Source organism: Pseudomonas sp. URIL14HWK12:I5, assembly GCF_900176445.1.
Lineage (GTDB): Bacteria > Pseudomonadota > Gammaproteobacteria > Pseudomonadales > Pseudomonadaceae > Aquipseudomonas > Aquipseudomonas monteilii.
Map to the genome: position 1 here is coordinate 217276 of NZ_FWXQ01000008.1, position 24278 is coordinate 241553.

20 protein-coding genes are annotated in these 24278 nt (G+C 63.2%); 9 read left to right on the top strand and 11 right to left on the bottom strand.

The window, feature by feature from the left end; all coding sequences use genetic code 11:
* Positions 1-78 precede the first annotated feature (78 nt).
* The 7 genes from waaF to B9A31_RS19525 are packed head-to-tail and all read left to right on the top strand — an operon-like array spanning position 79 to position 7039.
* Positions 79-1128 (top strand): lipopolysaccharide heptosyltransferase II, encoded by a 1050-nt coding sequence (gene waaF, locus B9A31_RS19495; protein ID WP_016714541.1) that lies wholly within the window; start codon positions 79-81, stop codon positions 1126-1128.
* The gene (gene waaC, locus B9A31_RS19500; RefSeq protein WP_016714542.1) at positions 1129-2187 is read left to right on the top strand and encodes a lipopolysaccharide heptosyltransferase I; all 1059 of its coding nucleotides are present in this window, start codon (positions 1129-1131) and stop codon (positions 2185-2187) included.
* Positions 2187-3311 (top strand): glycosyltransferase family 4 protein, encoded by a 1125-nt coding sequence (locus B9A31_RS19505; protein ID WP_025754052.1) that lies wholly within the window; start codon positions 2187-2189, stop codon positions 3309-3311. The genes waaC and B9A31_RS19505 overlap by 1 nt, the downstream gene beginning before the upstream one ends.
* A complete protein-coding gene (rfaP, locus tag B9A31_RS19510) occupies positions 3308-4114 on the top strand; it encodes a lipopolysaccharide core heptose(I) kinase RfaP (protein ID WP_016714544.1) in 807 nt (268 codons plus the stop codon). The genes B9A31_RS19505 and rfaP overlap by 4 nt, the downstream gene beginning before the upstream one ends.
* On the top strand, positions 4114-4848 hold the full coding sequence (locus tag B9A31_RS19515) for a lipopolysaccharide kinase InaA family protein (RefSeq protein ID WP_016714545.1): 735 nt from the start codon (positions 4114-4116) through the stop codon (positions 4846-4848). The genes rfaP and B9A31_RS19515 overlap by 1 nt, the downstream gene beginning before the upstream one ends.
* Positions 4845-5597: a lipopolysaccharide kinase InaA family protein gene (locus B9A31_RS19520; RefSeq protein WP_025754051.1), complete on the top strand. Its 753-nt coding sequence runs from the start codon at positions 4845-4847 to the stop codon at positions 5595-5597. Before B9A31_RS19515 ends, B9A31_RS19520 begins: the two co-directional genes overlap by 4 nt.
* Positions 5597-7039 carry a lipopolysaccharide kinase InaA family protein gene (locus B9A31_RS19525; protein ID WP_019096917.1) on the top strand — a complete coding sequence of 481 codons (1443 nt, stop codon included), beginning with the start codon at positions 5597-5599 and terminating at the stop codon, positions 7037-7039. The genes B9A31_RS19520 and B9A31_RS19525 overlap by 1 nt, the downstream gene beginning before the upstream one ends.
* Here the strand turns inward: B9A31_RS19525 and B9A31_RS19530 are convergent.
* From B9A31_RS19530 to B9A31_RS19560, 8 genes are all read right to left on the bottom strand, one after another.
* The gene (locus B9A31_RS19530) at positions 7000-10029 is read right to left on the bottom strand and encodes a dermonecrotic toxin domain-containing protein (protein ID WP_084297277.1); all 3030 of its coding nucleotides are present in this window, start codon (positions 10027-10029) and stop codon (positions 7000-7002) included. The two genes, B9A31_RS19525 and B9A31_RS19530, sit on opposite strands and share 40 nt — an antisense overlap.
* A gap of 71 nt (positions 10030-10100) precedes the next feature.
* The gene (locus B9A31_RS27325; protein ID WP_174244660.1) at positions 10101-10277 is read right to left on the bottom strand and encodes a hypothetical protein; all 177 of its coding nucleotides are present in this window, start codon (positions 10275-10277) and stop codon (positions 10101-10103) included.
* The gene (locus B9A31_RS19535; protein WP_025754048.1) at positions 10274-11386 is read right to left on the bottom strand and encodes a PepSY-associated TM helix domain-containing protein; all 1113 of its coding nucleotides are present in this window, start codon (positions 11384-11386) and stop codon (positions 10274-10276) included. The genes B9A31_RS27325 and B9A31_RS19535 overlap by 4 nt, the downstream gene beginning before the upstream one ends.
* A gap of 55 nt (positions 11387-11441) precedes the next feature.
* A complete protein-coding gene (locus B9A31_RS19540; RefSeq protein ID WP_084297278.1) occupies positions 11442-13877 on the bottom strand; it encodes a TonB-dependent siderophore receptor in 2436 nt (811 codons plus the stop codon).
* Positions 13878-13985: 108 nt separating this feature from the next.
* On the bottom strand, positions 13986-14942 hold the full coding sequence (locus tag B9A31_RS19545; protein ID WP_025754046.1) for a FecR domain-containing protein: 957 nt from the start codon (positions 14940-14942) through the stop codon (positions 13986-13988).
* Positions 14939-15457, bottom strand: coding sequence for an RNA polymerase sigma factor (locus B9A31_RS19550; protein WP_019097171.1), 519 nt, complete (start codon positions 15455-15457; stop codon positions 14939-14941). The genes B9A31_RS19545 and B9A31_RS19550 overlap by 4 nt, the downstream gene beginning before the upstream one ends.
* 146 nt (positions 15458-15603) lie before the next feature.
* Positions 15604-16314, bottom strand: a complete 711-nt coding sequence (locus B9A31_RS19555; protein ID WP_084297279.1) for a 3'-5' exonuclease — start codon at positions 16312-16314, stop codon at positions 15604-15606.
* Positions 16311-18248, bottom strand: coding sequence for a DUF294 nucleotidyltransferase-like domain-containing protein (locus B9A31_RS19560; protein WP_019097169.1), 1938 nt, complete (start codon positions 18246-18248; stop codon positions 16311-16313). The genes B9A31_RS19555 and B9A31_RS19560 overlap by 4 nt, the downstream gene beginning before the upstream one ends.
* Before the next feature lie 116 nt (positions 18249-18364).
* On the opposite strand from B9A31_RS19560, the gene B9A31_RS19565 reads away from it, so the two are divergent.
* Positions 18365-18904: a response regulator gene (locus B9A31_RS19565; RefSeq protein WP_019097168.1), complete on the top strand. Its 540-nt coding sequence runs from the start codon at positions 18365-18367 to the stop codon at positions 18902-18904.
* 34 nt (positions 18905-18938) lie between these two features.
* On the opposite strand, the gene B9A31_RS19570 is transcribed toward B9A31_RS19565, so the two are convergent.
* Complete coding sequence (locus tag B9A31_RS19570) at positions 18939-21116, bottom strand: malate synthase G (protein ID WP_016714557.1); 2178 nt, start codon at positions 21114-21116, stop codon at positions 18939-18941.
* 449 nt (positions 21117-21565) lie between these two features.
* Here B9A31_RS19570 and B9A31_RS19575 point away from each other — a divergent pair, with 449 nt between their 5' ends.
* Entirely contained in the window at positions 21566-22084 is a 519-nt protein-coding gene (locus tag B9A31_RS19575) for a glycine cleavage system transcriptional repressor (RefSeq protein WP_019097167.1), read from the top strand.
* A gap of 231 nt (positions 22085-22315) precedes the next feature.
* Here the strand turns inward: B9A31_RS19575 and rarD are convergent, their stop codons facing one another.
* Entirely contained in the window at positions 22316-23203 is an 888-nt protein-coding gene (rarD, locus tag B9A31_RS19580; protein ID WP_016714559.1) for an EamA family transporter RarD, read from the bottom strand.
* Between the two features lie 64 nt (positions 23204-23267).
* Positions 23268-24242: a serine/threonine protein kinase gene (locus tag B9A31_RS19585; RefSeq protein WP_019097165.1), complete on the bottom strand. Its 975-nt coding sequence runs from the start codon at positions 24240-24242 to the stop codon at positions 23268-23270.
* Positions 24243-24278 lie beyond the last annotated feature (36 nt).

The following is a 24278-nucleotide window of genomic DNA, read 5'->3' on the forward strand; positions in this document are numbered from 1 at the left end:
CCACATAGCCTGAATATAAAGAGGGGAGGCCAGGCTGTACCGCAGTCTGTAGCCTCCCCGAGCGTTTCTGGACTAAGCATGAGAATACTGATCATTGGCCCCAGCTGGGTCGGCGACATGGTGATGGCGCAGACCCTGTTCCAGTGCCTGAAACAGCAGCACCCCGACTGCGTGATCGACGTGTTGGCCCCCGAGTGGAGCCGGCCGATCCTGGAGCGCATGCCCGAGGTGCGCCAGGCCTTGAGCTTCCCGCTCGGTCACGGCGCGCTGGAGCTGGCCACGCGCCGGCGCATCGGCAAGTCCCTGGCCGGCCAGTACGACCAGGCCATCCTGCTGCCCAACTCGCTGAAGTCGGCACTGGTTCCGTTCTTCGCCGGTATCCCCAAACGCACCGGCTGGCGGGGCGAAATGCGCTTTGGCCTGCTGAACGATGTGCGCAAGCTGGACAAGGCCCGCTACCCGCTGATGATCGAGCGCTTCATGGCTTTGGCCTACGCGCCTGGTGCCGAGCTGCCGCAGCCGTACCCGCGCCCCAGCCTGCAGATCGAAGCGCAAAGCCGCGACGCCGCACTGGCCAAGTTCGGCCTGGAGCTGGACCGCCCGGTACTGGCGCTGTGCCCTGGTGCCGAGTTTGGTGAGGCCAAGCGCTGGCCGTCCGAGCATTACGCTGCCGTGGCCGACGCGATGATCCGTCAGGGCTGGCAGGTGTGGCTGTTCGGCTCGAAGAAAGACCACCCGGTCGGTGAGCAGATCCGTGACCGGTTGATCCCGGGTTTCCGTGAAGAGTCTTCCAACCTGGCCGGCGAAACCTCGCTGGCCGAGGCCATCGACCTGATGTCTTGCGCCCATGCCGTGGTGTCCAACGACTCCGGCCTGATGCACGTGGCCGCCGCGCTGAACCGCCCACTGGTGGCCGTATACGGCTCGACGTCGCCCGGATTCACCCCGCCGCTGGCCGACCAGGTGGAAGTGGTGCGCACCGGCATCGAGTGCAGCCCGTGTTTCGACCGTACCTGCCGCTTCGGTCACTACAACTGCCTGCGTCTGCTGGAGCCGGGCAAAGTCATTGCCGCCCTGCACAGCCTGAGCGGGCCGGACCTGATCGATACCGTGGCCGAGGTCGACTAAGTGCGGGTACTGATCATCAAGACCTCGTCGCTGGGTGATGTGATCCACACCTTGCCGGCGCTTACCGATGCCGCCCATGCCATCCCGGGCATCCGTTTCGACTGGGTGGTGGAAGAAGGCTTTGCCGAAATCCCCAGCTGGCACCCGGCGGTCGACCAGGTTATCCCGGTGGCCATCCGCCGCTGGCGCAAGAACCTCTGGCAAACCCTCAAGAGTGGCGAGTGGAAGGCGTTCAAGCAGCGTGTGCGCGAACGCCAATACGACCTGGTGATCGACGCCCAGGGCCTGGTGAAGTCGGCCTGGCTGACCCGCTACGTGAAGGCCCCCGTCGCCGGCCTGGACCGCTACTCGGCCCGCGAAGGCTGGGCCAGCCGCTTCTATGACCGGCGTCTGTCGGTTGCCACCGGCCAGCATGCGGTGGAGCGGGTACGCCAGTTGTTCGCCATGGCCTTGGCCTACGACTTGCCGGAAGGCATCGGCAACTACGGCCTGGACCTGGACCGCCTGCAGCTGCCGCCGGCTGCGCCCTATGTAGTGTTCCTGCATGGCACCACCTGGGCAACCAAGCATTGGCCTGAAGCTTATTGGCGCGAACTGGCCGAGCGCATGGGCCGGCGCAAGCTGGAAGTACGTCTGCCTTGGGGTAACCCGGCCGAGAAGGCGCGCGCCGAGCGCATCGCCCAGGGCTTGAACAACTGCCAGGTACTCCCCAAATTGAACCTTGCCGGCGTTGCCCGCGTGCTGGCAGCGGCTAAAGCCTGCGTGGCGGTCGATACTGGCCTTGGCCACCTGGCCGCAGCACTCGATGTACCCACCATTTCGCTGTTCGGCCCGACCAACCCGGGCCTGACTGGTGCCTACGGACGGACCCAGATTCACCAGGCCAGTGACTGGCCTTGCGCTCCCTGCCTGCAGAAGAAGTGCACCTACAAACCGAGCGCCGATGACCTGCGCCGATTCGATCTGAAACGCGAGTGGCCGCTGTGCTTCACTCGCCTGAATCCCGAGCATGTGGCGGGCCGCTTGAGCGCGTTGCTGCTGGCTGAGGATGTCCGTTGATGCAACTGGCTTTCGTGCTTTACAAATATTTCCCCTTCGGCGGGCTGCAGCGCGACTTCATGCGCATTGCCCTGGAATGCCAGAAGCGGGGCCACCAGATCCGTGTATACACGCTGATCTGGGAAGGTGACATTCCGCCGGGCTTTGAAGTGCTGGTGGCGCCGGTGAAGGCGATTTTCAACCACCGCCGTAACGAGAAGCTCAGCGCCTGGATGGCCGCCGACCTGGCCAAGCGCCCGGTCGACCGCCTGATCGGCTTCAACAAGATGCCGGGGTTGGACGTGTACTACGCCGCCGACGGTTGCTTCGAAGACAAGGCGCAGACCCTGCGTGGCGGCCTGTACCGCCGCTGGGGCCGTTACCGGCACTTTGCCGAGTACGAGCGTGCGGTATTCGCCAAGGACGCGCACACCGATGTGCTGATGATTTCCGAAGTGCAGCAGCCGCTGTTCATCAAGCACTACGGCACCCCGGTGGAACGCTTCCATCTGCTGCCGCCGGGCATTTCCCAAGACCGCCGTGCGCCGGCCAATGCCGCTGAAATTCGCGCCGAGTTCCGCAAGGAATTCAACCTGGGCGATGACGACCTGCTGCTGGTGCAGATTGGCTCGGGCTTCAAGACCAAGGGTGTGGACCGCAGCCTCAAAGCGCTGGCCGCGCTGCCTTTGGCCCTGCGCAAACGCACCAGACTGATGGTGATCGGCCAGGACGACCCCAAGGTGTTCCAGCTGCAAAGCGCCACCCTGGGCCTGGGCGACCAGGTGCAGTTCCTCAAGGGCCGCAGCGACATCCCGCGCTTCCTGCTGGGTGCCGATTTGCTGATTCACCCGGCCTACAATGAGAACACCGGTACGGTGCTGCTCGAAGCGCTGGTGGCCGGCCTGCCGGTGCTGGTGTCCAAGGTGTGCGGTTACGCCCACTACATTGCCGAGGCCGACTGCGGCCTGGTGCTGGACGAGCCGTTCGAACAGGACCAGCTCAATGGCTACCTGCAACGCATGCTCGAAGACTCGCAGGCCCGCGCCAGTTGGTCGCGCAACGGCCTGGCGTTCGCTGAAACCGCTGATCTGTACAGCATGCCGCAGCATGCTGCCGACGTGATCCTGGGGCAGAAAACCGCATGAAGCTGATAGTGGCCGAGCCCTTCAAACGCCTGTGGGCCGGGCGAGATGCCTTCGACGCCGTCGAGGCGCTGCAAGGCGAGGTCTATCGCGAACTGGAAGGGCGCCGCACGCTGCGTACCGAGGTGGAGGGCGAAGGGTTTTTCGTCAAGATCCACCGCGGCATCGGCTGGGGCGAGATCTTCAAGAACCTGTTCACCGCCAAGCTGCCGGTGCTCGGTGCCGGCCAGGAATGGCAGGCCATCCAGCGCCTGCACGAGGTGGGCGTGCCGACCATGACCGCCGTCGCCTATGGCGAGCGCGGCAGCAACCCGGCTACGCAGCACTCGTTCATCATCACCGAGGAACTGGCGCCGACTATCAGCCTGGAAGATTTCAGCATCGACTGGGTCAAGCAGCCGCCCGCGCCACGCCTGAAGCGCGCGCTGATCGCCGAAGTGGCGAAGATGACCGGTGGCATGCACCGCGCCGGGGTCAACCACCGCGACTGCTACATCTGCCACTTCCTGCTGCACACCGACCGCCCGGTGACGGCGGATGACTTCAAACTGTCGGTTATCGACCTGCACCGTGCCCAGACCCGAGCGAAAATCAGCCGCCGCTGGCGTGACAAGGACCTGGCCGCGCTGTACTTCTCGGCGCTGGACATCGGCCTGACCCAGCGCGACAAACTGCGCTTTTTGCGGGGTTACTTCCAGCGCCCACTGCGGCAAATCCTGAAGGACGAAGCCCGTTTGCTCGCCTGGCTGGACCGCAAGGCGCAGAAACTCTATGACCGCAAGCAACGCTATGGGGATGCACTCTGATGGCGGGTTGGACACTGGCGCCAGGCTATGAACACCTGGCGGCGGACTTCGGCAGCCTCGATGCGGTATTTGCCCTCCAGGGCGAGCGCCTGACCCGCGACCCGCTCAGCGAGGTGGTGCGCATCGAGCGTGACGGGGTCAACTACTACGTCAAACGCTACACTGGGGCCGGCAAGCACATGCGCCGCTACTTGGGCCGACCACGCATCAAGGCCGAATGGCAGAACCTCAAGCAGTTCGCCAAGTGGGGTATTCCCACTGCCGAAGTGGTGGCGTGGGGGCTTGAGCGCAATGGCCTGGCTTTTGGCCGTGGGGCGATGATCACCCGCGAGCTGCCGCGCACCGAAGACCTGTCGGCGCTGGCTGAACGCAACGATGCACGCTTGGCCGACCGGGCCTGGGTCGATCACCTCAGCCGCCAGCTGGCGCGCCATACCCGGGTGATGCACGAGCACCGCTTTGCCCATAACGACCTGAAGTGGCGCAACCTGCTGGTCGATGACCAAGGCACGCTATTCTTCATCGACTGCCCTACCGGCGACTTCTGGCGCGGCTTCATGTGGCGGCACCGGATGATCAAGGACCTGGCCTGCCTGGACAAAGTAGCCAAATACCACCTGTCGGCCACCCAGCGCCTGCGCTTCTACCTGCAATACCGTGGCCGTGACCGGCTGAATGTGCGTGACAAGAAGCGCATTCGCCAGGTGCTGGGCTTTTTCGAGGGAAGGGAATGACCGATTACCTGGCCAGCGCGGACCTCGCGCTGCTCAAACGCCATGGCCTGGACGACTTCGAGGCGCTGTGGGCGCTGCAACTGGATGCCGTGGACGAACCCAACACGGGCCGTGGCGGCTGGAGCAGCGTGTTCCGCCTGGAACTCGAAGGCAAGGGCTACTACCTCAAGCGCCAGAGCGACTACCTGACCCGCACCCTGCACCGACCGTTCGGCGAGCCGACCTTCGCGCGAGAATTTCGCAACATCAGCCGCTACCAGAAGCTGCACATTCCGGCCTTGCAGGCGGTGTTCTATGGTGAGCGCAAGCAAGGCGGCAAACACCGGGCCATCCTGATGACCCGTGCCCTGGACGAATGGGCCGACCTCGACAGCCTGCTGGCCCAATGGCCGCAGCTAGGCGATGGCGAACGCACCGGCATCCTGCAGGCGTGTGGCCAGCTGGCGCGCACCCTGCACAGCGCCGGCCAGGTGCATGGCTGCTTCTACCCCAAGCACATCTTCCTGCGCCAACGCCGCGATGGCTGGGACGCGCAACTGATCGACCTGGAAAAGACCCGGCCTTTGCTGTTCGGCATGCGCGACCGCCTCAAGGACCTGGAGCCGCTGCTGCGCCGCGCCCGGGCCTGGAGCGAGGCCGATGTGCGCACGCTGCTGGCGACCTACCTGGCGCAGCCGGCTGACAGCACACTGGTCGACACCTGGCTGCAACGCCTGACGCAACGCCGTCGTGAAAAAGAGGCCCGCTGATGCGTTTGTCTGAACTGAAGGACGCCGGGCGAAGCCCGTCGTTACCCCTGAGTATCACCCTGGCCGACGCAGCCGGCAGCGCCGACCTGCAACTGCTCAGCCTGTTGCGCGTGCTGCCGGGCCAGCGATATGTGGGCGCTGGCGTCTGGCGCGGTACCCCGGTGCTGGCCAAGTTGCTGGTAGGCGGTAGCGCCGCCCGGCATTTCCAGCGTGAGCTACAAGGCGTGAAGCTGCTGGCCGAACAGGGGCTGACCACGCCGAAGCTGCTGGCTGACGGCCTCAAGGAAGGCGAGGGTGGCTGGCTGCTGTTCGAATTCCTCGACGGCGCCGAAAGCCTCGCCGATGCCTGGGCTGCGGTGGAAAACCTGCCGGTGCTATCTGACGAGCAACACCTGGTGCTGGGCGAAGCGCTAACGGCTGTCGCGCAGATGCACGCTAAGGGCCTGTGGCAGGAAGACCTGCACCTGGACAACTTGCTGCGCCACGGCGGTAAGCTGTACCTGATCGATGGCGCTGGCATCAAGGCCGAAACGCCTGGCCAGCAGCTGTCGCGCCCACGCGTGCTGGAAAACCTCGGCGTGTTCTTCGCCCAGCTACCCAAGCGCCTGGAGCCGTTCATCGAAGAACTGCTGGTGCATTACCTGCTGGCCAATGCCGAACATGCACTGCCGATGGAGGCCTTGCAGAAGCAGGTGGACAAGGTGCGCAACTGGCGCCAGAAGGATTACCTGGAAAAGGCCGGCCGCGAGTGCAGCCTGTTCAGCGTCGAGCGCACCCTGTCGGGCTTGCAGGCGATTCGCCGCAGCGAGGTCGATGCCATGCAACCTGTGCTGGCGCAGGCTGATGCGTTGATCGACCAGGGCCACCTGTACAAGACCGGAGGTGCTGCCAGCGTGGCGCGGATCGAGGTCAATGGCCGCCAGCTGGTGCTCAAGCGCTACAACATCAAGAACACGGCGCACTGGTTCAAGCGCTTCTGGCGCCCGAGCCGTGCCTGGCATTCGTGGATCGAAGGCCACCGCCTGGAATTTCTCGACATCGCCACACCCAAGCCGCTGGCGGTGCTGGAACAGCGGGTGATGGGCCTGCGCAGCCGCGCCTACCTGGTCACCGAGTATGTCGATGGCCCGGACCTGACGGCCTGCTTCGCGCCCTATGTGGAGAGCGGCGAGGCCCCCGAGGAACAGGTGGATGCCCTGGTGCACGTGATGCAGCAGCTGATTCGCGAACGCATCAGCCATGGCGACTTCAAGGGCCATAACCTGTTCTGGGACAACGGCCAGTGGTCATTGATCGACCTGGATGCCATGTGCCAGCACGCCACCCAGCTCAGCTTCGCCCCGGCCTACGCCCGGGACCGGGCGCGGCTGTTACGCAACTGGCCGAGTGGCAGCGCTTTGCATCAGCGGCTGGACCGGCTGCTGCCCAAGCTGGCCGAATAGCCCGAGGGTAACGCCAGCCAGTCGCTGCCGCGGCCGGTCTGGCGAACCCGGATGCGCCATTCACCCTCCTGGTGGCGCAGCACCGCCCAGGCAGGCACGACACCAGACAAGCCAGCGGGCAACACCAGGTGATAGTGGCCAGGCAGCAGGTGGCGGCGTACTGGCAACTGATGGTTATGCAGTTGCAGGTACTGTGTGCTGTCGTGGTTGAACAGGTGTTCGTCTTCAATCGCTACGGTGCCCTTGAGCGGTGTTGCTAGCCGGCACTGTTCAAGCAGTTGCGTGATGTCTGGCAAACCGTCATGCCAGCGTACGGGAGAGTCCACTACCCAGTTGCCATCCTGACTGCGCTTGATCGGCAGTTTCAGGTACGCATAAGGCTGGTCGGGATCGGTGGCTCGCCAACGGGTGCCGTCAAAACTGACATTGAAGTAGCGGCCCAGGTTATCCCGCACGAAGTACTGGGTCAGCCCGGGGCTGGCCGACAGTTGTTCATAGACGGCCTCACCATGTACCGAGTCGATCCGGTAGCGCAACCTGGCAAGGTCCGGCGCGGTTTCGTAGTGTTTAGGTAGCGGTATCGGCGGCGGTTTGGGCAGCCCCCGCAAAGCACGGCGCATCAAGCTGGAACCTGCCATATCGTTCAGCCCGGCGGTGGCATGGCCGAGAGCAGCCACGGCATGGTGCAAGGCGCCCGCATGGTCGTCGTGGTCGAACGCTTCAAAGCCATCCCATATGGAAATCGCCATACGGCCAAATGCCAAGGCGACCAAAGTCCGTTGCGGCAGTACGAAGGTGACAATGTCCAGCACCAGCCGCAGCACATTGACCGAGAACTCCCCTAGCAGCTCCTGATTGCTGCGGGTGACGGAGTCGGTGTGCGCGATCAGATTTCTGACCTCGGCCCGGTAGAGTGCCTGATACAGATCGCCAGTGATGGTTTGCCGTGTAATGGATGCACCACCTACCCGCCCCTTGAGCAACCGCGCCTTGAGCTTTTTGCTGCTGGCCTGCGGCAGGCGCTGGACCAGGTAGTCCTGCAACCTCAGGTCACCGCGAATAGCCCGGATCAACGCTTTGATGTCGCGGTACTCACGCCAATAGCGCCTGTCCGGGACGTCAGGGCAATGAACGACGATTCGATTCGAGTTCTCTGGCGAGACGAGCAGCAAAACCCCCATCAATGTATCGCCGTGTACGAGCAGTTGCTGAACGATCACCTGTTGCTCGTTGTAATGTGGGCGTGCATGGCTGTCGGGGTTGCGGATGAGCGTACTGGCCCAGCCATACCCCTGCGCGAAAGTGTCGGCGAGAAAATGGCCTACATAGCGCGCTTTTACCGCTTCGGCATTCAGGCGGGCGCGGTAGACCTGTGTGTATGCCGCCTGGCGCCATCGGCCCTCTGGCGAGTCGAGCAATTGCGTGTGCAGGTAAGCCTTGTAACCGCTGCCGGCATTCAGGCGCCGTACGATCTGTTTTACCCGCAATGGCGTGAGCGCGGGCAAGGGTTGATCACCGTGAAGATAGACCCGGGCAGTCAGCCAGTAGTCCACATCGAACCAGCTGATGTTCAGCAGCGCCAGTTCGTCGAGGCGGTAGGTGTGATTCACCAGTTCGACGGTACCGCCCACCTGTTGTCGGCTGACCACCGGAATGTAGCCCACTGTGCTGCCCAGCGGGAGAGGGTTCACGATCGGCCCTACCTGGCGGGCAAGGGTGACGCTGATGGTGATATCACGCGGATCGCAGTCCAGGCCCGGGTCACGTTGCAGGTACTCGCGCAGGCGCACGTTTACCCACTGCAGCAGCGAATGCTGCTGGCTGAACTGTTCCAAAGTCAGAATGCCAGGCGCACTGGCCGCTTCGATGGCCATCACCTGTTCTTGCATGGCCTGCATGATGTGAGCGACACCTTGCTGCGATGCGGTGCGCAGCCAATTGGGCATGTGCTTCTCCAGCAGCAGGCCGTAGCGGTTGGCCAGTGGGCCACGGCTACCGACGGCTCTGCGTATGTCGAGTGCTGGGGCAAGCGCGTTGTCCAGCTGCTCGATATCACGCTGCTTGCCTTGCTTCCATGCAAGTTGCCAGGCATGGCTCAAGTGCCTTGATTGGGCGTCACGCAAGGTAGAGGCCAGGTAGCCGGCCACGTCCTCGGTATACCAGTCATAACGTAAACGCGCCGCGCAACGCGCGCTTTGCTGGTCAGCAGGGGTAATCATGAGCTTGAGCAGGTGCTCGCTCTGCTGCGGATCTTCCAGGCGCTCGCATACCTCCTTGTGGAGATCGTTCAGGTTGTCGAAGGCTTCGATGCCGTGAGCGATACTGCACAATAGTGCTCGGCCAACCGGTTCAGGGTGCTCAAGCGTACGTCCTTCAGCCCCCTGCTCGGTAATCACCAGAAAACCCGGCACATGGCTGCGCCAGTTGGGGTTAGTGCTGGTTAGCAACAGGCGGTAGACCTGAGGGCGTGCGGTGACGGGCAAGTGCCGCCGCTGCCAAGGTTGTGGCAGTTCCAGGCATGTCCTGAGCAGTTGGGCATGCGCTGCAGACAGGGTCTGATCTGTAGTGCGCAAGCGAATTTCCGCATCCAGCTGGTCGCGGAACAACACTGCCAGGCTGACAGCACGCGTCAGCCCTTTGCTGTTGCGCTCCAGCCAGTACGCTGCCTGGCGCGCGTGCAGTTGCTGACGAATGGTTTGGCAGAAGCTGCCGATACGGCTGCTGAAATCGGGAGGTAGGCTAAGTGCCGGGTAGTCGACATGCCTGATGCGGCTACCCGCAGGCAGACGAAAAGTGCCACCGTCGAACAGATGGAATCCCACCAGTTGCAATAGGTGATGCGTACCGAAAAACAGCGTGCGCGCACTGATGGAGAGGCCCGGGAACAGTTGGGCAAGCGTCAGATCAAGGCTGTGCTCGACGCCATGAATGGGGGGTAGCAGTGCATCAAGCTGGTTATCCAGCGTGTGAAAATGCGGCTGGGTGGTCATGGTCCGGCTCCTGTTGCGAAGGCGGACCATGCTGCGCCAGGGCGCCAGGATGGCGGTGTTAGCCGGCTACCTCAGCGGCGCCACAGGCCGCGTATCGAGAACCATGCCGGTAGGCCGAGCCCGAGCCAGGATAGCCCATCCCACCAGCCATCACCCAGCAAGGCGGCGAACAGCCCCAGGGCTCCCAGCAAGGCGATCAGCGCCGGCCAGGCAAAAATGCGCAAGGCGGGTTGCGACGAGTGGCTCATGCGCGTGCCTCCTTGGGTTTGCGTTGCTTGCCCCACCACAGGTACAGGCCGCTGCCGAGCACGATGATGGTCAGCACATCGAGCACCGCCCAGAGGAGTTGCATCGGGCGCCCGCCGTAATCGCCAAAATGCAAGGGTTGCGACAGGCCCATGGCGTCCATGTACCAGGGGCGTTCGCCGACCGCTGTAACTTCCAGGGTACGGGCATCGATCAACACGGGTGTGAACAGGTGCGAGCTTAGGTGCGTGGCACCGTTCATGAACACGGCATAGTGGTGTTCACTGGAAAAGCGTGTGCCGGGGAAGGCGATGAAGTCCGGGCGCATGCCGGGGGCAGCCTGTTCGGCAATCTCCAGCAGGCGTGTGGCGGGCGCGCGCTCGGTGAGCGGCGGGGCGTCGCGGTAAGGCGCCACCATGGCGGCCAGGCTGTCGTTGCGCCAGGCGGCGATGACCAGGTCGGACATGGCGCTGATTACGCCGGTCACGCCTACCGTGAGTGCCCAGGCCAGGGTTACCACGCCGATCAGGTTATGCAGGTCGAGCCAGCGCAGGCGACGGGATTTTTCGTGGCGTACCGTGCCGAAGTCCAGGCGGCGCATGAACGGCGCATAGAGCACGGTGCCGGAGACGATTGCGAGGATGAACAGTACGCCCATGAAGGCCAGCAGCAGCTTGCCGGGCAGGCCGGCGAACATGTCCACATGCAGGCGCAGCATCACCATCATGAAACCGCCATTGGCGGCCGGCATGGCCACGGCTTCGCCGGTGCGGGCGTCGAGCATGAAGGTGTGCGACAAGTTGGGGTCGGTGCCAGCAGTGGCGGCGGTGATGGCGACCACGCCATTGGGTTCGTCTTTGTCGTAGCCGAAGTACTGCATGACCTCGCCGGGGCGGTGCTGCTCCGCTTTCAGTACAAGCTGTTGCAGGTCGAGGTGTGGGGTACCTGCGGGCATTTCACGCAATTGCGGGGCGTCGCCAAGCAGATGTTCGAGTTCGTGGTGGAAAATCAGCGGCAGACCGGTGAGCGCCAGCAACAGCAGGAACAGGGTGCAGACCAGGCTGCTCCAGGTGTGGATCACGGACCAGCGGCGGATGGTCGGGCTTTTCATCACGGTACCGTTTGTTGTCTGTTGGAACGGGGGCCGCAAAGCGGCCCCCATTCACTCAGAACTTGTAGTTGACGCTGGCGACCACGTTGCGTTCGTCGCCGTAGTAGCAGTAGTACCCGTCGCACGTCGACAGGTAGTCCTTGTTGAACAGGTTTTTCGCATCTACGGCCACGGTGACACCTTTGAGTGTGCTGTTCAGGCGGCCCAGGTCGTAATGTACGGAGGCGTCGTACACAGTGTACGAGCCCACATGGCCCCAGTCGGTGTTCGTGGTGTTGCCGTAGGTGTCGCCCACATAGCGCACGCCAACGCCTACGCCAAAGCCGTCCAGCGCCCCGCTGTGCCAGGTGTAGTCGGCCCAGGCAGTGGCCTGGTTACGCGGAACCTGCGCCATGCGCTTGCCTTTCTCTTCACGGGTGCCTTTGGTGATTTCGCTGTCGTTGTAGGTGTAGGAGCCCACCAGCTTGAGGTTTTCGCTCACATCCGAAGTAGCCTCAAGCTCAAGGCCTTTCACGCGCACTTCGCCAACCTGGCGGGTGACGCCACCCTCGGTCACCGACATGTTCTGCTGCGTCAGGTCGAATACAGCTGCGGTGAACAGGCTTTTGCTGCCTGGCGGTTGGTATTTGATACCCAGCTCGTACTGCTTGCCTTCGGTCGGCTTGAATGCATCGGTGCTATTGACGGTTGACCCGGTAGCGGCCTGGAACGACTCGGCATAGGAGATGTATGGCGTCAGCCCGTTATCGAACACATAACTGAGCGCTGCGTTACCACTGAACTTCTTGTCGCGCTGGGTATTGGTGGCGTCGCTCTGATTGTGGAAGGTGGTGCCGGTATGCACCCAGTCCTCACGACCACCCAGGGTCAGGCGCCAGTTGTTCAAGGCCATCTGGTCTTGGGCGTACAGGCCGGTCTGCTGGGTTTTCTGATCGTAGTCGTACATGTCGAAGTACTGAACGTTCGAGAAATCCTGGCCGTATATCGGGTTATGGATATTGCTTGATGGCACGCCGGCCGAGCCCCAACGCCAGCGAGCGTTGCTGTCCGAGCGCTGATGGTCGAGGCCCAGCAGCAGGGTATGGGAGAGTTGGCCAGTCTGGAAGTCGGCCTGGAAGTTGTTATCCACTGCGAACTGGGAGATATCTTCTTCGACGATACCGGCAGTACGTTGCACGGTGCCATCGGCGCTGACGGCCTCGTCCGGTCCGGCTGGCCCGATTGAGCCACCGGCGGTAATGCCCTTGAAGTCCAGTTCGTTGCGCGCATAGCGCAGGTTCTGGCGGAACTGCCAGGTGTCATTCAGGCGGGTTTCGAACGCATAGCCGAGGTGGTAGTAGGTGCGGTCGTAGGACTCCCAATCCGGATCACCCAGGTTCTTGTGGTGAGAAATCTTGCCCGCCGGGCTGTCCAGCTTGGTGCCTTGCAGAGGCAAGAACTGGCCAGTAATACCCGTATCATCGCGGGTGTACTGGGAGATGAAGGTCAGCTTGGTGTCGTCGTTGATGTTCCAGGTCAGGCTGGGCGCGATGTTATAGCGCTTGTCCGGTATATGGTCGATCGGCGAGCCGCTGTCACGCACGGTACCGCTCACCCGGTACAGGAACTGGCCTGCATCGTCGAGCTTGCCGGTGCTGTCAAAATTGATCTGCTTGTGATTGTTGCTGCCAACCTGGGCTTCGATTTCATGGCTGCTTTCCAGTTGCGGCCGACGGCTGGTCATGTCCAGCAACCCGCCTGGCGGGGTCTGGCCGTACACTGATGAAGCCGGGCCGCGCAGCACGGCGATGCGCTCCAGGTTCCAGGGTTCGATTTTGGGGGTGGCATAGTTCCCCTTGGGTAATGGCAGGCCATCGAGGAACTGGGTGGGCACAAAACCACGTACCAGCAACCAGTCGCTGCGCGAGTCGGAGCCGTAGCCGCTGCTCTGCACGCCTGCCGTATAGCGCAGGGCATCATTCAAGCTGAGTACTGGCCGATCTTCCATCTGCTGCCGGGTGATCACGGTTATCGAGCGGGGTAGTTCGGCGATGGCAGTGTCTGTCTTGGTGCCTGCTGCCGTGCGGGTTGCGGTGTAACCCTCAACCGCCCCCCAGGCGCTTTCATAATTGGCTGTAGCGTTGATCGCTGTTTCTGGTAACGCCAGTGTCCCTTCCGGCGTAGCCACTAGGCTGTAGCTGCCCACGCTGCTTTGTTGCAGTTGCAGGCCAGTCCCGCGCAAGGCGGCTTGCAGGGCACCTAGGCCGTCGTACTGGCCGGTCACCGGGGCCGAGGAGCGGCCGTTGACCAACGCCGGGTCGATGGCCAGGGCGATACCGACCTGGCTGGCGATCTGGTTCAGGGTGGTGGCCAGCGGGGCGCTGGGCAGGTCATAGGCGCGCGCAGCGGATTGCTCGGCGGCGCACAGGACAGGGCTGGCCAATGGCGCGGCTACGGCGATGGCAAGGGCCATCAGGCTAGGGCGCAAGATACGATCAACAGCACGGGACATGCAGTGGCTCCTGGACGGATAAGTGCTAACTGCTTCCTTGCCGAGCGAGATTTGAAAAGTGACAGGGCTGATCTGAAAATTATCGAGCAGTATTTTTGGCTTTCGGCCTTACTTCGGTACCACGTTCACCCACCACTGGGTATGCCGCTCGATTTTCACAGGCAAAGCCGGCACCAGTGATGCCAGCGCCAGGTCGGTGTCGGTCAGTGGGAAGCTGCCGGTCACGCGCAGGTCGGCGACCTTGGCGTCCACCCCGAGGTGGCCACTGCGGTACTGGCCCAGCGCGGCCAGCAGGTCGCCCAGGCGCACGTTGTCGACCACCAGCATGCCCCGGGTCCAGGCATCGGCACCGGCGGGCACCGTGCCGATCTGGCCAAGGCCGTTGGCGTTCATCAACACTTGCTGGCCTTCACGCAGCACCTGCTCGTCGCCACTGTTATGCGGCATGGCCGCAACCGAGGCTTGCAGCACTTCCAGGCGCGTACCGTCGGCCTCGCGGCGTACCAGGAAGCGCGTGCCCAGTGGCCGCAGGCGACCATCGTCGGTGCGTACCAGCAGCGGACGCGGGTCCTGGTGGCCGGTTTCGACCGAAATTTCGCCTTGGTGCAGCACGATCACCCGTTGCTCGCCTGCGTAGTCGATATCCACGGCGGTGTGGGTGTTCAGGCTCAGCAATGTGCCGTCTTGCAGGCGCAAGGTACGCAACTCGCCAGTCGCGGTGCGCTGGTCGGCCAGCCAGTAGCTGGGTGCCAGCGACGGGGCGCCGACCCAGGCCAGCAGTGAACCGAGCAGGAACATCCCGGCCAGTCCGCCGCCAACCTTGCCGATTCGGCGCCGCATGCTGACGCGCGACTGCAGCAGGGCCTGGCGTGCCGGGCCGGCTGCCGCACTGACCCGTTGGTCCATGGCGCCGAGCTGGCGCCAGGCCCGCGCGTGTTCTTCACTGGCGGCATGCCATCGCGTGAATTCGTTGCGTTCATCCGGTGTGCCGCTGGCGTCGCCGAGGCTCAGTTTCCAGGCGATGGCGGCTTCAAGTACCCGGGACGAAACCGGCGCGTTGCTCACGTCGGCTCCCCGTACAGGGCCACGTAGCACTGGCGCATGCCTTGGGCGATGTACTGGCGCACCCGCGATACCGAAACGCCCAGGCGCTCGGCGATCTCCGCATGGCCCATACCGTCCAGACGGTTGTGCAGGAACGCCGCGCGGGCCTTGCTCGACAGCTTGCCCAGCAGGCGGTCGATGGCCTTGAGGTCTTCGAGGATCAGGTGCTGCACTTCGGGCGAGGGCTGTTCGGCTTCCGGGATCAGCGCCAGCTCGGCCAGGTAGGCCTGTTCCAGCGCCGCACGGCGGAAGTGGTCGAACATCAGCCCCTTGGCCACGGCGGCGAGGAAAGCGCGGGGTTCGCGGGGGGTGTCCAGCTGCTCGCGGCCGAGCAGGCGCACGAAGGTGTCCTGGCTCAAGTCTTCGGCACGTTGGCGGCAGGCCATGCTGCGTTGTAGCCAGGCGAGCAGCCAGCCGCGATGGTCGCGGTACAGCGCACCGACCAGATCGGCGTGTGGGCTCTGTGCAGAAGACAAGCAGCGTCCCCCCGGAACGTATGCATTAACTAACGATAATTATTCGCGATTGTTGCAGAGGGGAGGGGGTGGGTGCAATGGACGCTTATCGGATTGCCATCATGGAAAAGGCTGATGGCCCAATCGCCGGCAAGGCCAATACAAATCTACAGACCGTGACTGTGCACGTTGCGCCTACGCCACCCACGCAACCGCTGCTCCAGCTGCAAAGGGCTGTCCAGCTGCTGGCGCCGGGCCTGGCTGAACAAAATCAGCGCCAGTTCAGCCGTAACCTGAGCATCGGCACTGGCATGGTGGCGCTCTTCCACCTGCAAGCCAAACCGCGCGACCCAGTCATCCAGCCCGGCCTCGCGCAGCACGGTGTCGGGGTTAAGCATCGGCGCCAGTTCGGCCACATCGAGGAACGGTGACTGCAAGCGGCAACCCAGGCTTTCCTTCAGCGCCCGCGCCAGCATGCGTTGGTCGAATGGCGCGTGAAACGCCAGTACCGGGCTGCTGCCAATGAAATCGAGCAAATCCAGCAAGGCCTCGGCCGGGTCGCAACCGGCGGCCAAGGCACTAGGGCCCAGGCCGTGAATCAGCACGCTGGCGTTGGTTTTCTGCAAAGGCCTGTGCAGGGTACGTTCGAACTGTTGCGCAAAGTCGATGGCACCGTCCTCGATAGCCACCGCCCCGATCGACAACACCTGATCACGGTTGGGGTTAAGCCCGCTGGTTTCCAGATCCAGCACTACCCAGCGCTGCTCACGTAAACTGCACACACCCAGCGGTGCGGGCTTGGGCAGCCGGGCCAGGCGCTGACGCATGGCGTGGTCCAGCTCGGGCGCGCTGGGGCGCAGCCAGGCAAACAGGCTCATAGCTGATACCGCAAGGCCAGGCTGCTTTGCAGGCGTTGGGCCTGGCGCAGGGACTCGCGCAGGATGCGCCGGTCCAGGTGGTTGAGGCTGTCCGGGTCGAGCCGGTTGGAGTACGGCAGGTTGTCGCGGGTCTGGCGCTGATGCTGCTGCATGCGGGTCTGCTGGATGAAGTGATAAGCCTCTTCATAGGCAGCGCCGTCCAGTGGCTCGATCACGCCATTGGCCACCAATTGGCGCAGGCGCTCCAGGGTATTGCAGGCGCCAATGCCATTGGCCAGGGCCAGCAAGCGTGCGCCATCGACGAAGGGCGTCAGGCCCTGGACCTTGAGGTCGAGGGTGGCGGCCTTGTCGTTGCCCTGGCGGGTCAGCACGAATTCGCGCAGGCGGCCTACCGGTGGGCGCTGGCGCAGGGCGTTGTCGGCCAGCATGCGCTGGAAGAGGCGGTTGTCGGCTATTTGCTCCAGCAGGCGCTGGCGCAACTGCTCGCAGCCTTGCTCGTCGCCCCACACCACGCGCAGGTCGAAATAGATGCTGGAGCCCAGCAGGTTCTCCGGGCTGGCTTCGCGGACAAAACCGGCAAAGCGCCGTGCCCACTCGCTGCGCGACAGGCACAATTCAGGGTTGCCGGCCATGATGTTGCCCTTGCACAGGGTAAAGCCGCACTGTGCCAGGCACTGGTTGATGTACTGCGCCAGCGGCAGCAGGCGCGCACGGATGCTGTCGGCCTCGGCGCTGTCGGCGGCCTCGAAGAGGATGCCGTTGTCCTGGTCGGTGTGCAGGGTCTGCTCGCGCCGCCCTTCGCTGCCGAAGCACAGCCAACTGAATGGCACGCCCGGGTCGCCGCGCTCGGCCAATGCCAGCTCGATCACTCGGCACACGGTGTGGTCGTTGAGCAAGGTGATGATCTGGGTGATCTGCGTGGACGATGCGCCGTGGGCGAGCATGCGCTCGACCAGCTGGCTGATTTCACCGCGCAGCGAAACCAGGGTGTCCAGCCGAGGTGCATGGCGGATGGTACGCGCCAGGTGCACCAGGTCGACCCGTTGCAGTGAGAACAGGTCACGCTCGGAAACCACCCCGCACAGGCGTCGGTTTTCCACCAGGCACACGTGGGCGATATGCCGTTCGGTCATGGCCATGGCCGCGTCGAAGGCGCTGGCCTGGGGGCTGAGGTAGAACGGCTTGGCGGTCATGTGCCGCTCGATGGGGGCGCCCAGGTCCGCATCCATCGACGCCACCACCTGGCGCAGATCGCGCAGGGTGAAGATGCCGACAGGGTAGCGCTGCAGGTCGATCACCACGATGCTGCCGACCTGCTGTTCGTGCATCAGCCGCACGGCATCGCGCAACGGTGTATCGGCGCTGCACACCACCGGGTGACGCATGGCCAGCTCACCCAGCGGGGTGTTCAGTGAGTACTGGGTCCCGAGGGTTTCCACCGCGCGCTGGCGAACCTGTTGGTTGACCTGGTCGAGCAGGCTGCTGACCCCACGCAAGGCAAAATCCCGAAACACTTCAGACATCGAGAACACGCGGATGAACGCGGCTTTGTTCAACTGCAGGCAGAAGGTGTCTTCACCGGCCAGGTGCTCGGTGCGGGTTGCCCGTTCGCCCAGCAGTGCGGCCAGCGGGAAGCATTCGCCACTGGTAATTTCGAAGGTGGTCTCAACGCCCGGTTTGACCAGGTGCTGGCGCTCGCCAACCACTCGCCCCTGCTTGACGATGTAGAAGTGCTCCACCGGCCCGTCGGCAGGTTTGACGATGCTTTCGCCGCTGGCGTAGAAGCGCAGCTGGCACTGTTCCACCAGGAAGGCCAGGTGGCTGTGCTCCATCTGGTTGAACGGCGGGAAGCGCTGCAGGAACTGCAGGGTGCCCTGGATGTTCTGCAGCACTGCCGTCCTGCCCGCCTGGCTGTAGGCGTCCTTTTTGCTCATGAAACTGACCGTATCGCTATGCCGAACTATATATATCTATATATAGGTGCCGGCCCTGTTGTTCTCTGCCTCCATGGTCGGCTTGCGGCGGGGTGGTGCCCATTGGACGTAAGTCTATGAGCACTCCTGTCAAAGACCCGACGAAAGGCGCACCGGGTTACGCAAGTAAAGTGGTCCTACTGCTGAAGCGGAATTTTTTTGACGAGATGACCATGCCTGAGCAAACCGACATCCTGAGCGACGCCGAGCGCGAGGCATTGGCCGTGGTGAGTGCGCCTGTGGCGCCCAGGCCATTGGTGCTGGTGGTGGATGACAACGCGGTGAACAGGGAGGCATTGATCCTCTACCTGAAAAGCCGTGGGATTGATGCGGTGGGTGCGGACGGGGCCGAGGAGGCCAGGCTATACCTGCATTATCAGCAGCGTATCAGCTTGATGATTACGGATTTGCGCATGCAGCCTGAGGATGGTCTGGACTTGATACGGACCATTCGCGAGTCGGAGCGGGCGGCGTTGTCGATCATCGTGGTGTCGGGCGACACCGATGTGAAAGAGGCGGTAGACGTGATGCACCTGGGGGTGGTGGATTTCCTGCTCAAGCCGGTGGACCTGGGCAAGCTGCTGGAGCTAGTGAAGAAAGAACTGAAACTAGAGTGATACGGAAAGGGGCCGCCAAGCGGCCCCTTACGATTTACAGCCCGTTACGCGCCTTGAACTCACGGCGACGACGGTGCAGCACCGGCTCGGTGTAGCCGTTCGGCTGCTTGCCACCTTCCACCACCAGCTCGACAGCGGCCTGGAACGCGACGTTGTCGTCGAAGTTCGGCGCCATCGGGCGGTACAGGGCGTCGCCGGCGTTCTGCTGGTCAACCACCACGGCCATGCGCTTGAGGCTTTCCAGCACTTGCTCCTGGCTGACTACGCCATGGCGCAGCCAGTTGGCCAGCAACTGGGCCGAAATACGCAGGGTGGCGCGGTCTTCCATCAGGCCGACGTTGTTGATGTCCGGCACCTTCGAGCAACCCACGCCCTGGTCGATCCAGCGCACCACGTAGCCGAGGATGCCCTGGGCGTTGTTGTCCAGCTCGTTGCGGATTTCTTCGGCAGACCAGTTGGTATCGGCAGCCAGCGGGATTGCCAGGATGTCGTCTACCGACGCTGGGGTGCGCGAAGCCAGTTCACGCTGGCGCGCCTGTACGTCCACCTTGTGGTAGTGCAGGGCGTGCAGGGTGGCGGCAGTCGGCGACGGCACCCAGGCGGTGTTGGCACCGGCCAGCGGGTGGGCGATTTTTTGCTCCAGCATGGCAGCCATCAGGTCGGGCATGGCCCACATGCCTTTGCCGATTTGCGCACGGCCTTGCAGGCCGGTGGCCAGGCCAACGTCGACGTTGTTGTTTTCGTAGGCGCCGATCCACTTCTCGTTCTTCATGGCGCCCTTGCGCACCACGGCGCCGGCTTCCATCGAGGTATGGATTTCATCGCCCGTGCGGTCGAGGAAACCGGTGTTGATGAACGCCACGCGCTCGGCGGCTGCCTTGATGCAGGACTTGAGGTTGACCGTGGTACGGCGCTCTTCGTCCATGATGCCGACCTTGACGGTGTTGCGCGGCATGCCCAGCAGGTCTTCGACCTGGCTGAAGATCTCGGCGGCGAACGCCACTTCTTCCGGCCCGTGCATCTTCGGCTTCACGATGTACACGCTGCCGCTGCGGGTGTTCTTGCGGGTGGTGTTGCCGTTGAGGTTGTGCAGGGCGATCAGGTTGGTGAACAGGCCGTCCTGAATACCTTCAGGAATTTCGTTGCCTTGGGCATCGAGAATCGCCGGGTTGGTCATCAGGTGGCCAACGTTACGCACGAACAGCAGCGAACGGCCATGCAGGGTCACGCTGCCGCCGTTTGGTGCGGCGTACTCGCGGTCCGGGTTCATGGTGCGGGTGAAGGTTTTGCCACCCTTGCTCACGCTTTCGGCCAGGTCGCCTTTCATCAGGCCCAGCCAGTTGCGGTAGACGATCACCTTGTCGTCGGCATCGACGGCGGCAACCGAGTCTTCGCAGTCCATGATGGTGGTCAGTGCCGATTCCATCAGGATGTCTTTCACACCCGCAGCGTCGGTGCTGCCAACCGGGGTGCTGGCATCGACCTGGATTTCGAAGTGCAGGCCGTTGTGCTTGAGCAGCACGGCAGTCGGCGCGGCGGCATCGCCGTGGAAGCCGATCAGTTGCGCGTCATCACGCAGGCCGCTGTTGCTGCCGCCTTTGAGGGCCACAACCAGTTTGCCGCCTTCGATGCGGTAGCCGGTGGAGTCGACGTGCGAGCCGGCGGCCAGCGGCGCGGCTTCGTCGAGGAAGGCGCGGGCAAAGGCGATGACCTTGTCGCCACGAACCTTGTTGTAACCCTGGCCTTTTTCGGCGCCGCCTTCATCGCTGATGGCGTCGGTGCCGTACAGGGCGTCGTACAGCGAACCCCAACGGGCGTTGGCGGCGTTGAGGGCGAAGCGGGCGTTCATCACCGGAACGACCAGCTGTGGGCCAGCCATGTGGGCGATTTCTTCGTCCACGTTCTGGGTGGTGGCCTGGAAATCGTCGGCTTGTGGCAGCAGGTAGCCGATTTCCTGGAGGAATGCTTTGTAGGCTACGGCGTCGTGGGCCTGGCCTTTGCGTGCCTGGTGCCAGGCGTCGATCTTGGCTTGCAGCTCGTCGCGCTTGGCGAGCAGGGCTTTGTTCTTTGGAGCGAGGTCATTGATGATCTTCTCTGCACCCGCCCAGAACTGCTCGGCGACGATGCCGGTCCCGGGGATGGCTTCGTTGTTCACGAAGTCGTACAGGACCTTGGCGACCTGAAGGCCACCGACTTGAACGTATCCAGTCATTGCTTGCCTCACTCTGCTCAGCTATTTCGCTCTTCTGTATTAAGCCTGTAGCGCTTCTCTAAACACGGCACCAGTGCATGCCCCCGGGTTGCGCCGGACGCGGCTGGGTGCGGCCTTCCAGACTGGCTGGCGGGCAGTGTGCGTATTTTCACAGGCGCCTTGGCAGACATCCAAACGACGTTTTGTAGTCCGCGCCACGGGATACTACATGAAGCAGTAGGCGGGGCAAAATCAGACTAAAAGCGCCGTTATGCGACCCGTTGGTCGCGTATGGTCACGCTGGGAGTTGGTATGTTCGCAAAAAACAGGTGGATTGTTCCAGATAAATCTTGAAACAGTACACGATTGGTCGTGCGAATTGCCCTGCGGCAGGTTGCCGCGCCTTGCCTATACTGAGTCGATCCCCCGATTTTCTGCCGCCCGGCGCGGTCCGACACGAGGAAGGGCTTGTGGATCATCTTGTACTGACGGTAATTGCCCCTGACAAGGCCGGCCAGGTCGAACGTATTGCCCAATGCATCGCCGACCACAGTGGCAACTGGCTGGAAAGCCGCATGTCGCGTATGGCCGGGCAGTTTGCCGGCATCCTGCGGGTGGCGGTGCCGGCTGAAAACTACGATGAGCTGGTGGCGTCGCTGCAGGGGTTGGTCAGGTATGACATTCGGGTGCTGATTGCCGAGAGCGGGATTGAGCCTTCTTGCACATGGAAACCGATTGCCATGGAACTGGTGGGTAACGACCGGCCAGGGATCGTGCGCGACATTACTCGTTTGCTGGCTGAGTTGCAGGTGAACGTCGAGCGGTTTTCCACAGAGGTGCGGCCTGCACCGATGAGCAGCGAGCCGCTGTTTCATGCCGATGCGCTGCTGGCGCTGCCGTTGACCTTGCCGCTGGATGTGCTGCAGCACAAGCTGGAGAGCCTGGCGGATGACTTGATGGTGGAACTGCACTTGCGGGCCGAGGATTGATTCGAGACTGGCCCTTGCGGTTATCCCGATATCACGGGGAAGGCCCTGTGGATAACCTGGGGGTTCCCCTCTCCAGCCCAGGCCGCGCGTGCCTTGCACAGCTTTGATCAAAAAACACCCAAAAATCAGCACCTTGTGCACAAAGCACGGGGACGAGGGTGTGGATAACCTTTGGAGATGTCTCTGCAGGCCACGCATCACCTGGCCTGCAGAGATTTGATCGTTTTTTGATCAGCTGCGTTTGCGCAAACTTAACCAGGCGTCGACGCTGTAAATGGCCAAACCTGCCCAGATGAACATGAACGCCACCAGGTTGCTCGACGACAGGTGCTCATCGAACAGCAGCACTGCTTGCAGCAACACCAGCGTGGGTGCCAGGTATTGCAGGAAGCCCAGCGTGGTATACGGCAGGTGCCGCGCCGCTGCGTTGAAGCACACCAACGGTATCAGCGTCACCGGCCCGGCAGCCATCAGCCACAGCGCCTCGCTGCTGGTATAGAACGCCGCTTGGGCACTCATCGCCGCCGGGTGCAGCAGCAGCCAGCCAAGGGCCAGCGGCACCAGCATCCAGGTTTCCACTACCAGGCCCGGCAATGCCGCCACTGGCGCCTGTTTGCGAATCAGCCCATAGAAGCCGAAGCTCAGCGCCAGCACCAGCGACACCCAGGGCAGGCTACCCACTTGCCACACCTGCTGGGCCACGCCCACAGCGGCCATGCCCACCGCCAGCCACTGCAGGCGGCGCAGGCGTTCGCCAAGAATCAGCATGCCCAACAGCACATTGATCAGCGGGTTGATGTAGTAGCCCAGGCTGGCTTCGAGCATCCGGCCGTTGTTCACCGACCATACGTACGTCAGCCAGTTACCGGCGATCAGCGCACCGCTCAGGGCCAGGATGCCCAGCCGGCGCGGGTTGTCACGCAGTTCGCGCCACCAGCCGGGGTGCTTCCACACCAGTAGCAGCAACGAGCCGAACAATGCCGACCAGAGTACCCGGTGGACAATGATCTCCACCGCCGGGACGCTCTGGATCGCCTTGAAGTACAGGGGGAACAGGCCCCAGATGATGTAGGCACTGAGGCCCAGTAGGTACCCGCGACGCGGGTTTGCGGCGTGCATGCAGAATCCTTGCTTAGGTAGCTAAATAAAGCGACGCCTATTGTAGACAGAGGCGGGCGTGCTTCTAGAACAATTTCAGCGGTGCTTCATCCAGTGCCGCCATTTGTTCGCGCAGGGCGAGAATCTGGTCGCCCCAGTAGCGGGGCTGGCCGAACCACGGAAAGCTTGGCGGGAACGCCGGGTCGTCCCAACGCCGTGCCAGCCAGGCGCTGTAATGCAGCTGGCGCAGGGCGCGCAGGGGTTCGATCAGGGCAAGCTCGCGCGGGTCGAAGTCGTGGAACTCGTTGTAGCCGTCGATCAGCTCGGCCAACTGCCCCAGGCGCTCTTCGCGGCTGCCGGCCAGCATCATCCACAGGTCCTGGACGGCCGGGCCCATGCGGCAGTCGTCCAGGTCGACCACATGGTAGACGTCGTCGCGGTGCATCAGGTTGCCGGGGTGCAGATCGCCATGCAGGCGGATCACATTGTGAGGGGTGCGTGCGTAGGCATCTTCGACCCGCTTGAGCAGGTCTCGGGCAACCGATTCGTAGGCAGGCAGCAGCTCTCGCGGTACGAAGTTGCCCTCCAGCAACGTGTTCAGTGACGCGTGGCCAAAGTTGTCCACCGCCAGCGCTTCTCGATGTTCGAACGGGCGTGTGGCACCGACCGCATGAAGCCGGCCGAGCAACTGACCAAGGCGGTAGAGCTGGTCGAGGTTGCCCGGCTCCGGGGCGTGGCCGCCGCGGCGAGGGAACAGGGTGAAGCGGAAGCCCTGGTGTTCGAACAAGGTGCGGCCGTCGTGCTGCATCGGCGCAACCACCGGCACTTCACAGTCGGCGAGCTCGGCGGTGAAGCTGTGTTCTTCAAGGATGGCCGCATCGCTCCAGCGGCCTGGGCGGTAGAACTTGGCGATCAGCGGCTGCGCGTCCTCGATGCCCACCTGATAGACGCGGTTCTCGTAGCTGTTCAGTGCCAGCACCCGTGCATCGCTGAGAAAGCCGATGCTTTCCACGGCGTCCAGGACCAGGTCGGGGGTGAGTGTGTCGAAGGGGTGGGACATGGTGACTCCGGAGGGTAAGCAGCGTGGGGCCATGGT

Excerpts from the sequence above, each read along its gene's own strand:
- B9A31_RS19525 (WP_019096917.1), top strand. The coding sequence starts at position 5,597 with ATGCGTTTGTCTGAACTGAAGGACGCCGGGCGAAGCCCGTCGTTACCC.
- waaF (WP_016714541.1), top strand. The coding sequence starts at position 79 with ATGAGAATACTGATCATTGGCCCCAGCTGGGTCGGCGACATGGTGATG.
- B9A31_RS19535 (WP_025754048.1), bottom strand. The coding sequence starts at position 11,386 with ATGAAAAGCCCGACCATCCGCCGCTGGTCCGTGATCCACACCTGGAGC.
- B9A31_RS19520 (WP_025754051.1), top strand. The coding sequence starts at position 4,845 with ATGACCGATTACCTGGCCAGCGCGGACCTCGCGCTGCTCAAACGCCAT.
- B9A31_RS19530 (WP_084297277.1), bottom strand. The coding sequence starts at position 10,029 with ATGACCACCCAGCCGCATTTTCACACGCTGGATAACCAGCTTGATGCA.
- B9A31_RS19505 (WP_025754052.1), top strand. The coding sequence starts at position 2,187 with ATGCAACTGGCTTTCGTGCTTTACAAATATTTCCCCTTCGGCGGGCTG.
- B9A31_RS19570 (WP_016714557.1), bottom strand. The coding sequence starts at position 21,116 with ATGACTGGATACGTTCAAGTCGGTGGCCTTCAGGTCGCCAAGGTCCTG.
- rarD (WP_016714559.1), bottom strand. The coding sequence starts at position 23,203 with ATGCACGCCGCAAACCCGCGTCGCGGGTACCTACTGGGCCTCAGTGCC.
- B9A31_RS19585 (WP_019097165.1), bottom strand. The coding sequence starts at position 24,242 with ATGTCCCACCCCTTCGACACACTCACCCCCGACCTGGTCCTGGACGCC.
- B9A31_RS19515 (WP_016714545.1), top strand. The coding sequence starts at position 4,114 with ATGGCGGGTTGGACACTGGCGCCAGGCTATGAACACCTGGCGGCGGAC.
- B9A31_RS19560 (WP_019097169.1), bottom strand. The coding sequence starts at position 18,248 with ATGAGCAAAAAGGACGCCTACAGCCAGGCGGGCAGGACGGCAGTGCTG.
- rfaP (WP_016714544.1), top strand. The coding sequence starts at position 3,308 with ATGAAGCTGATAGTGGCCGAGCCCTTCAAACGCCTGTGGGCCGGGCGA.
- B9A31_RS19555 (WP_084297279.1), bottom strand. The coding sequence starts at position 16,314 with ATGAGCCTGTTTGCCTGGCTGCGCCCCAGCGCGCCCGAGCTGGACCAC.
- B9A31_RS19540 (WP_084297278.1), bottom strand. The coding sequence starts at position 13,877 with ATGTCCCGTGCTGTTGATCGTATCTTGCGCCCTAGCCTGATGGCCCTT.
- B9A31_RS27325 (WP_174244660.1), bottom strand. The coding sequence starts at position 10,277 with ATGAGCCACTCGTCGCAACCCGCCTTGCGCATTTTTGCCTGGCCGGCG.
- B9A31_RS19565 (WP_019097168.1), top strand. The coding sequence starts at position 18,365 with ATGAGCACTCCTGTCAAAGACCCGACGAAAGGCGCACCGGGTTACGCA.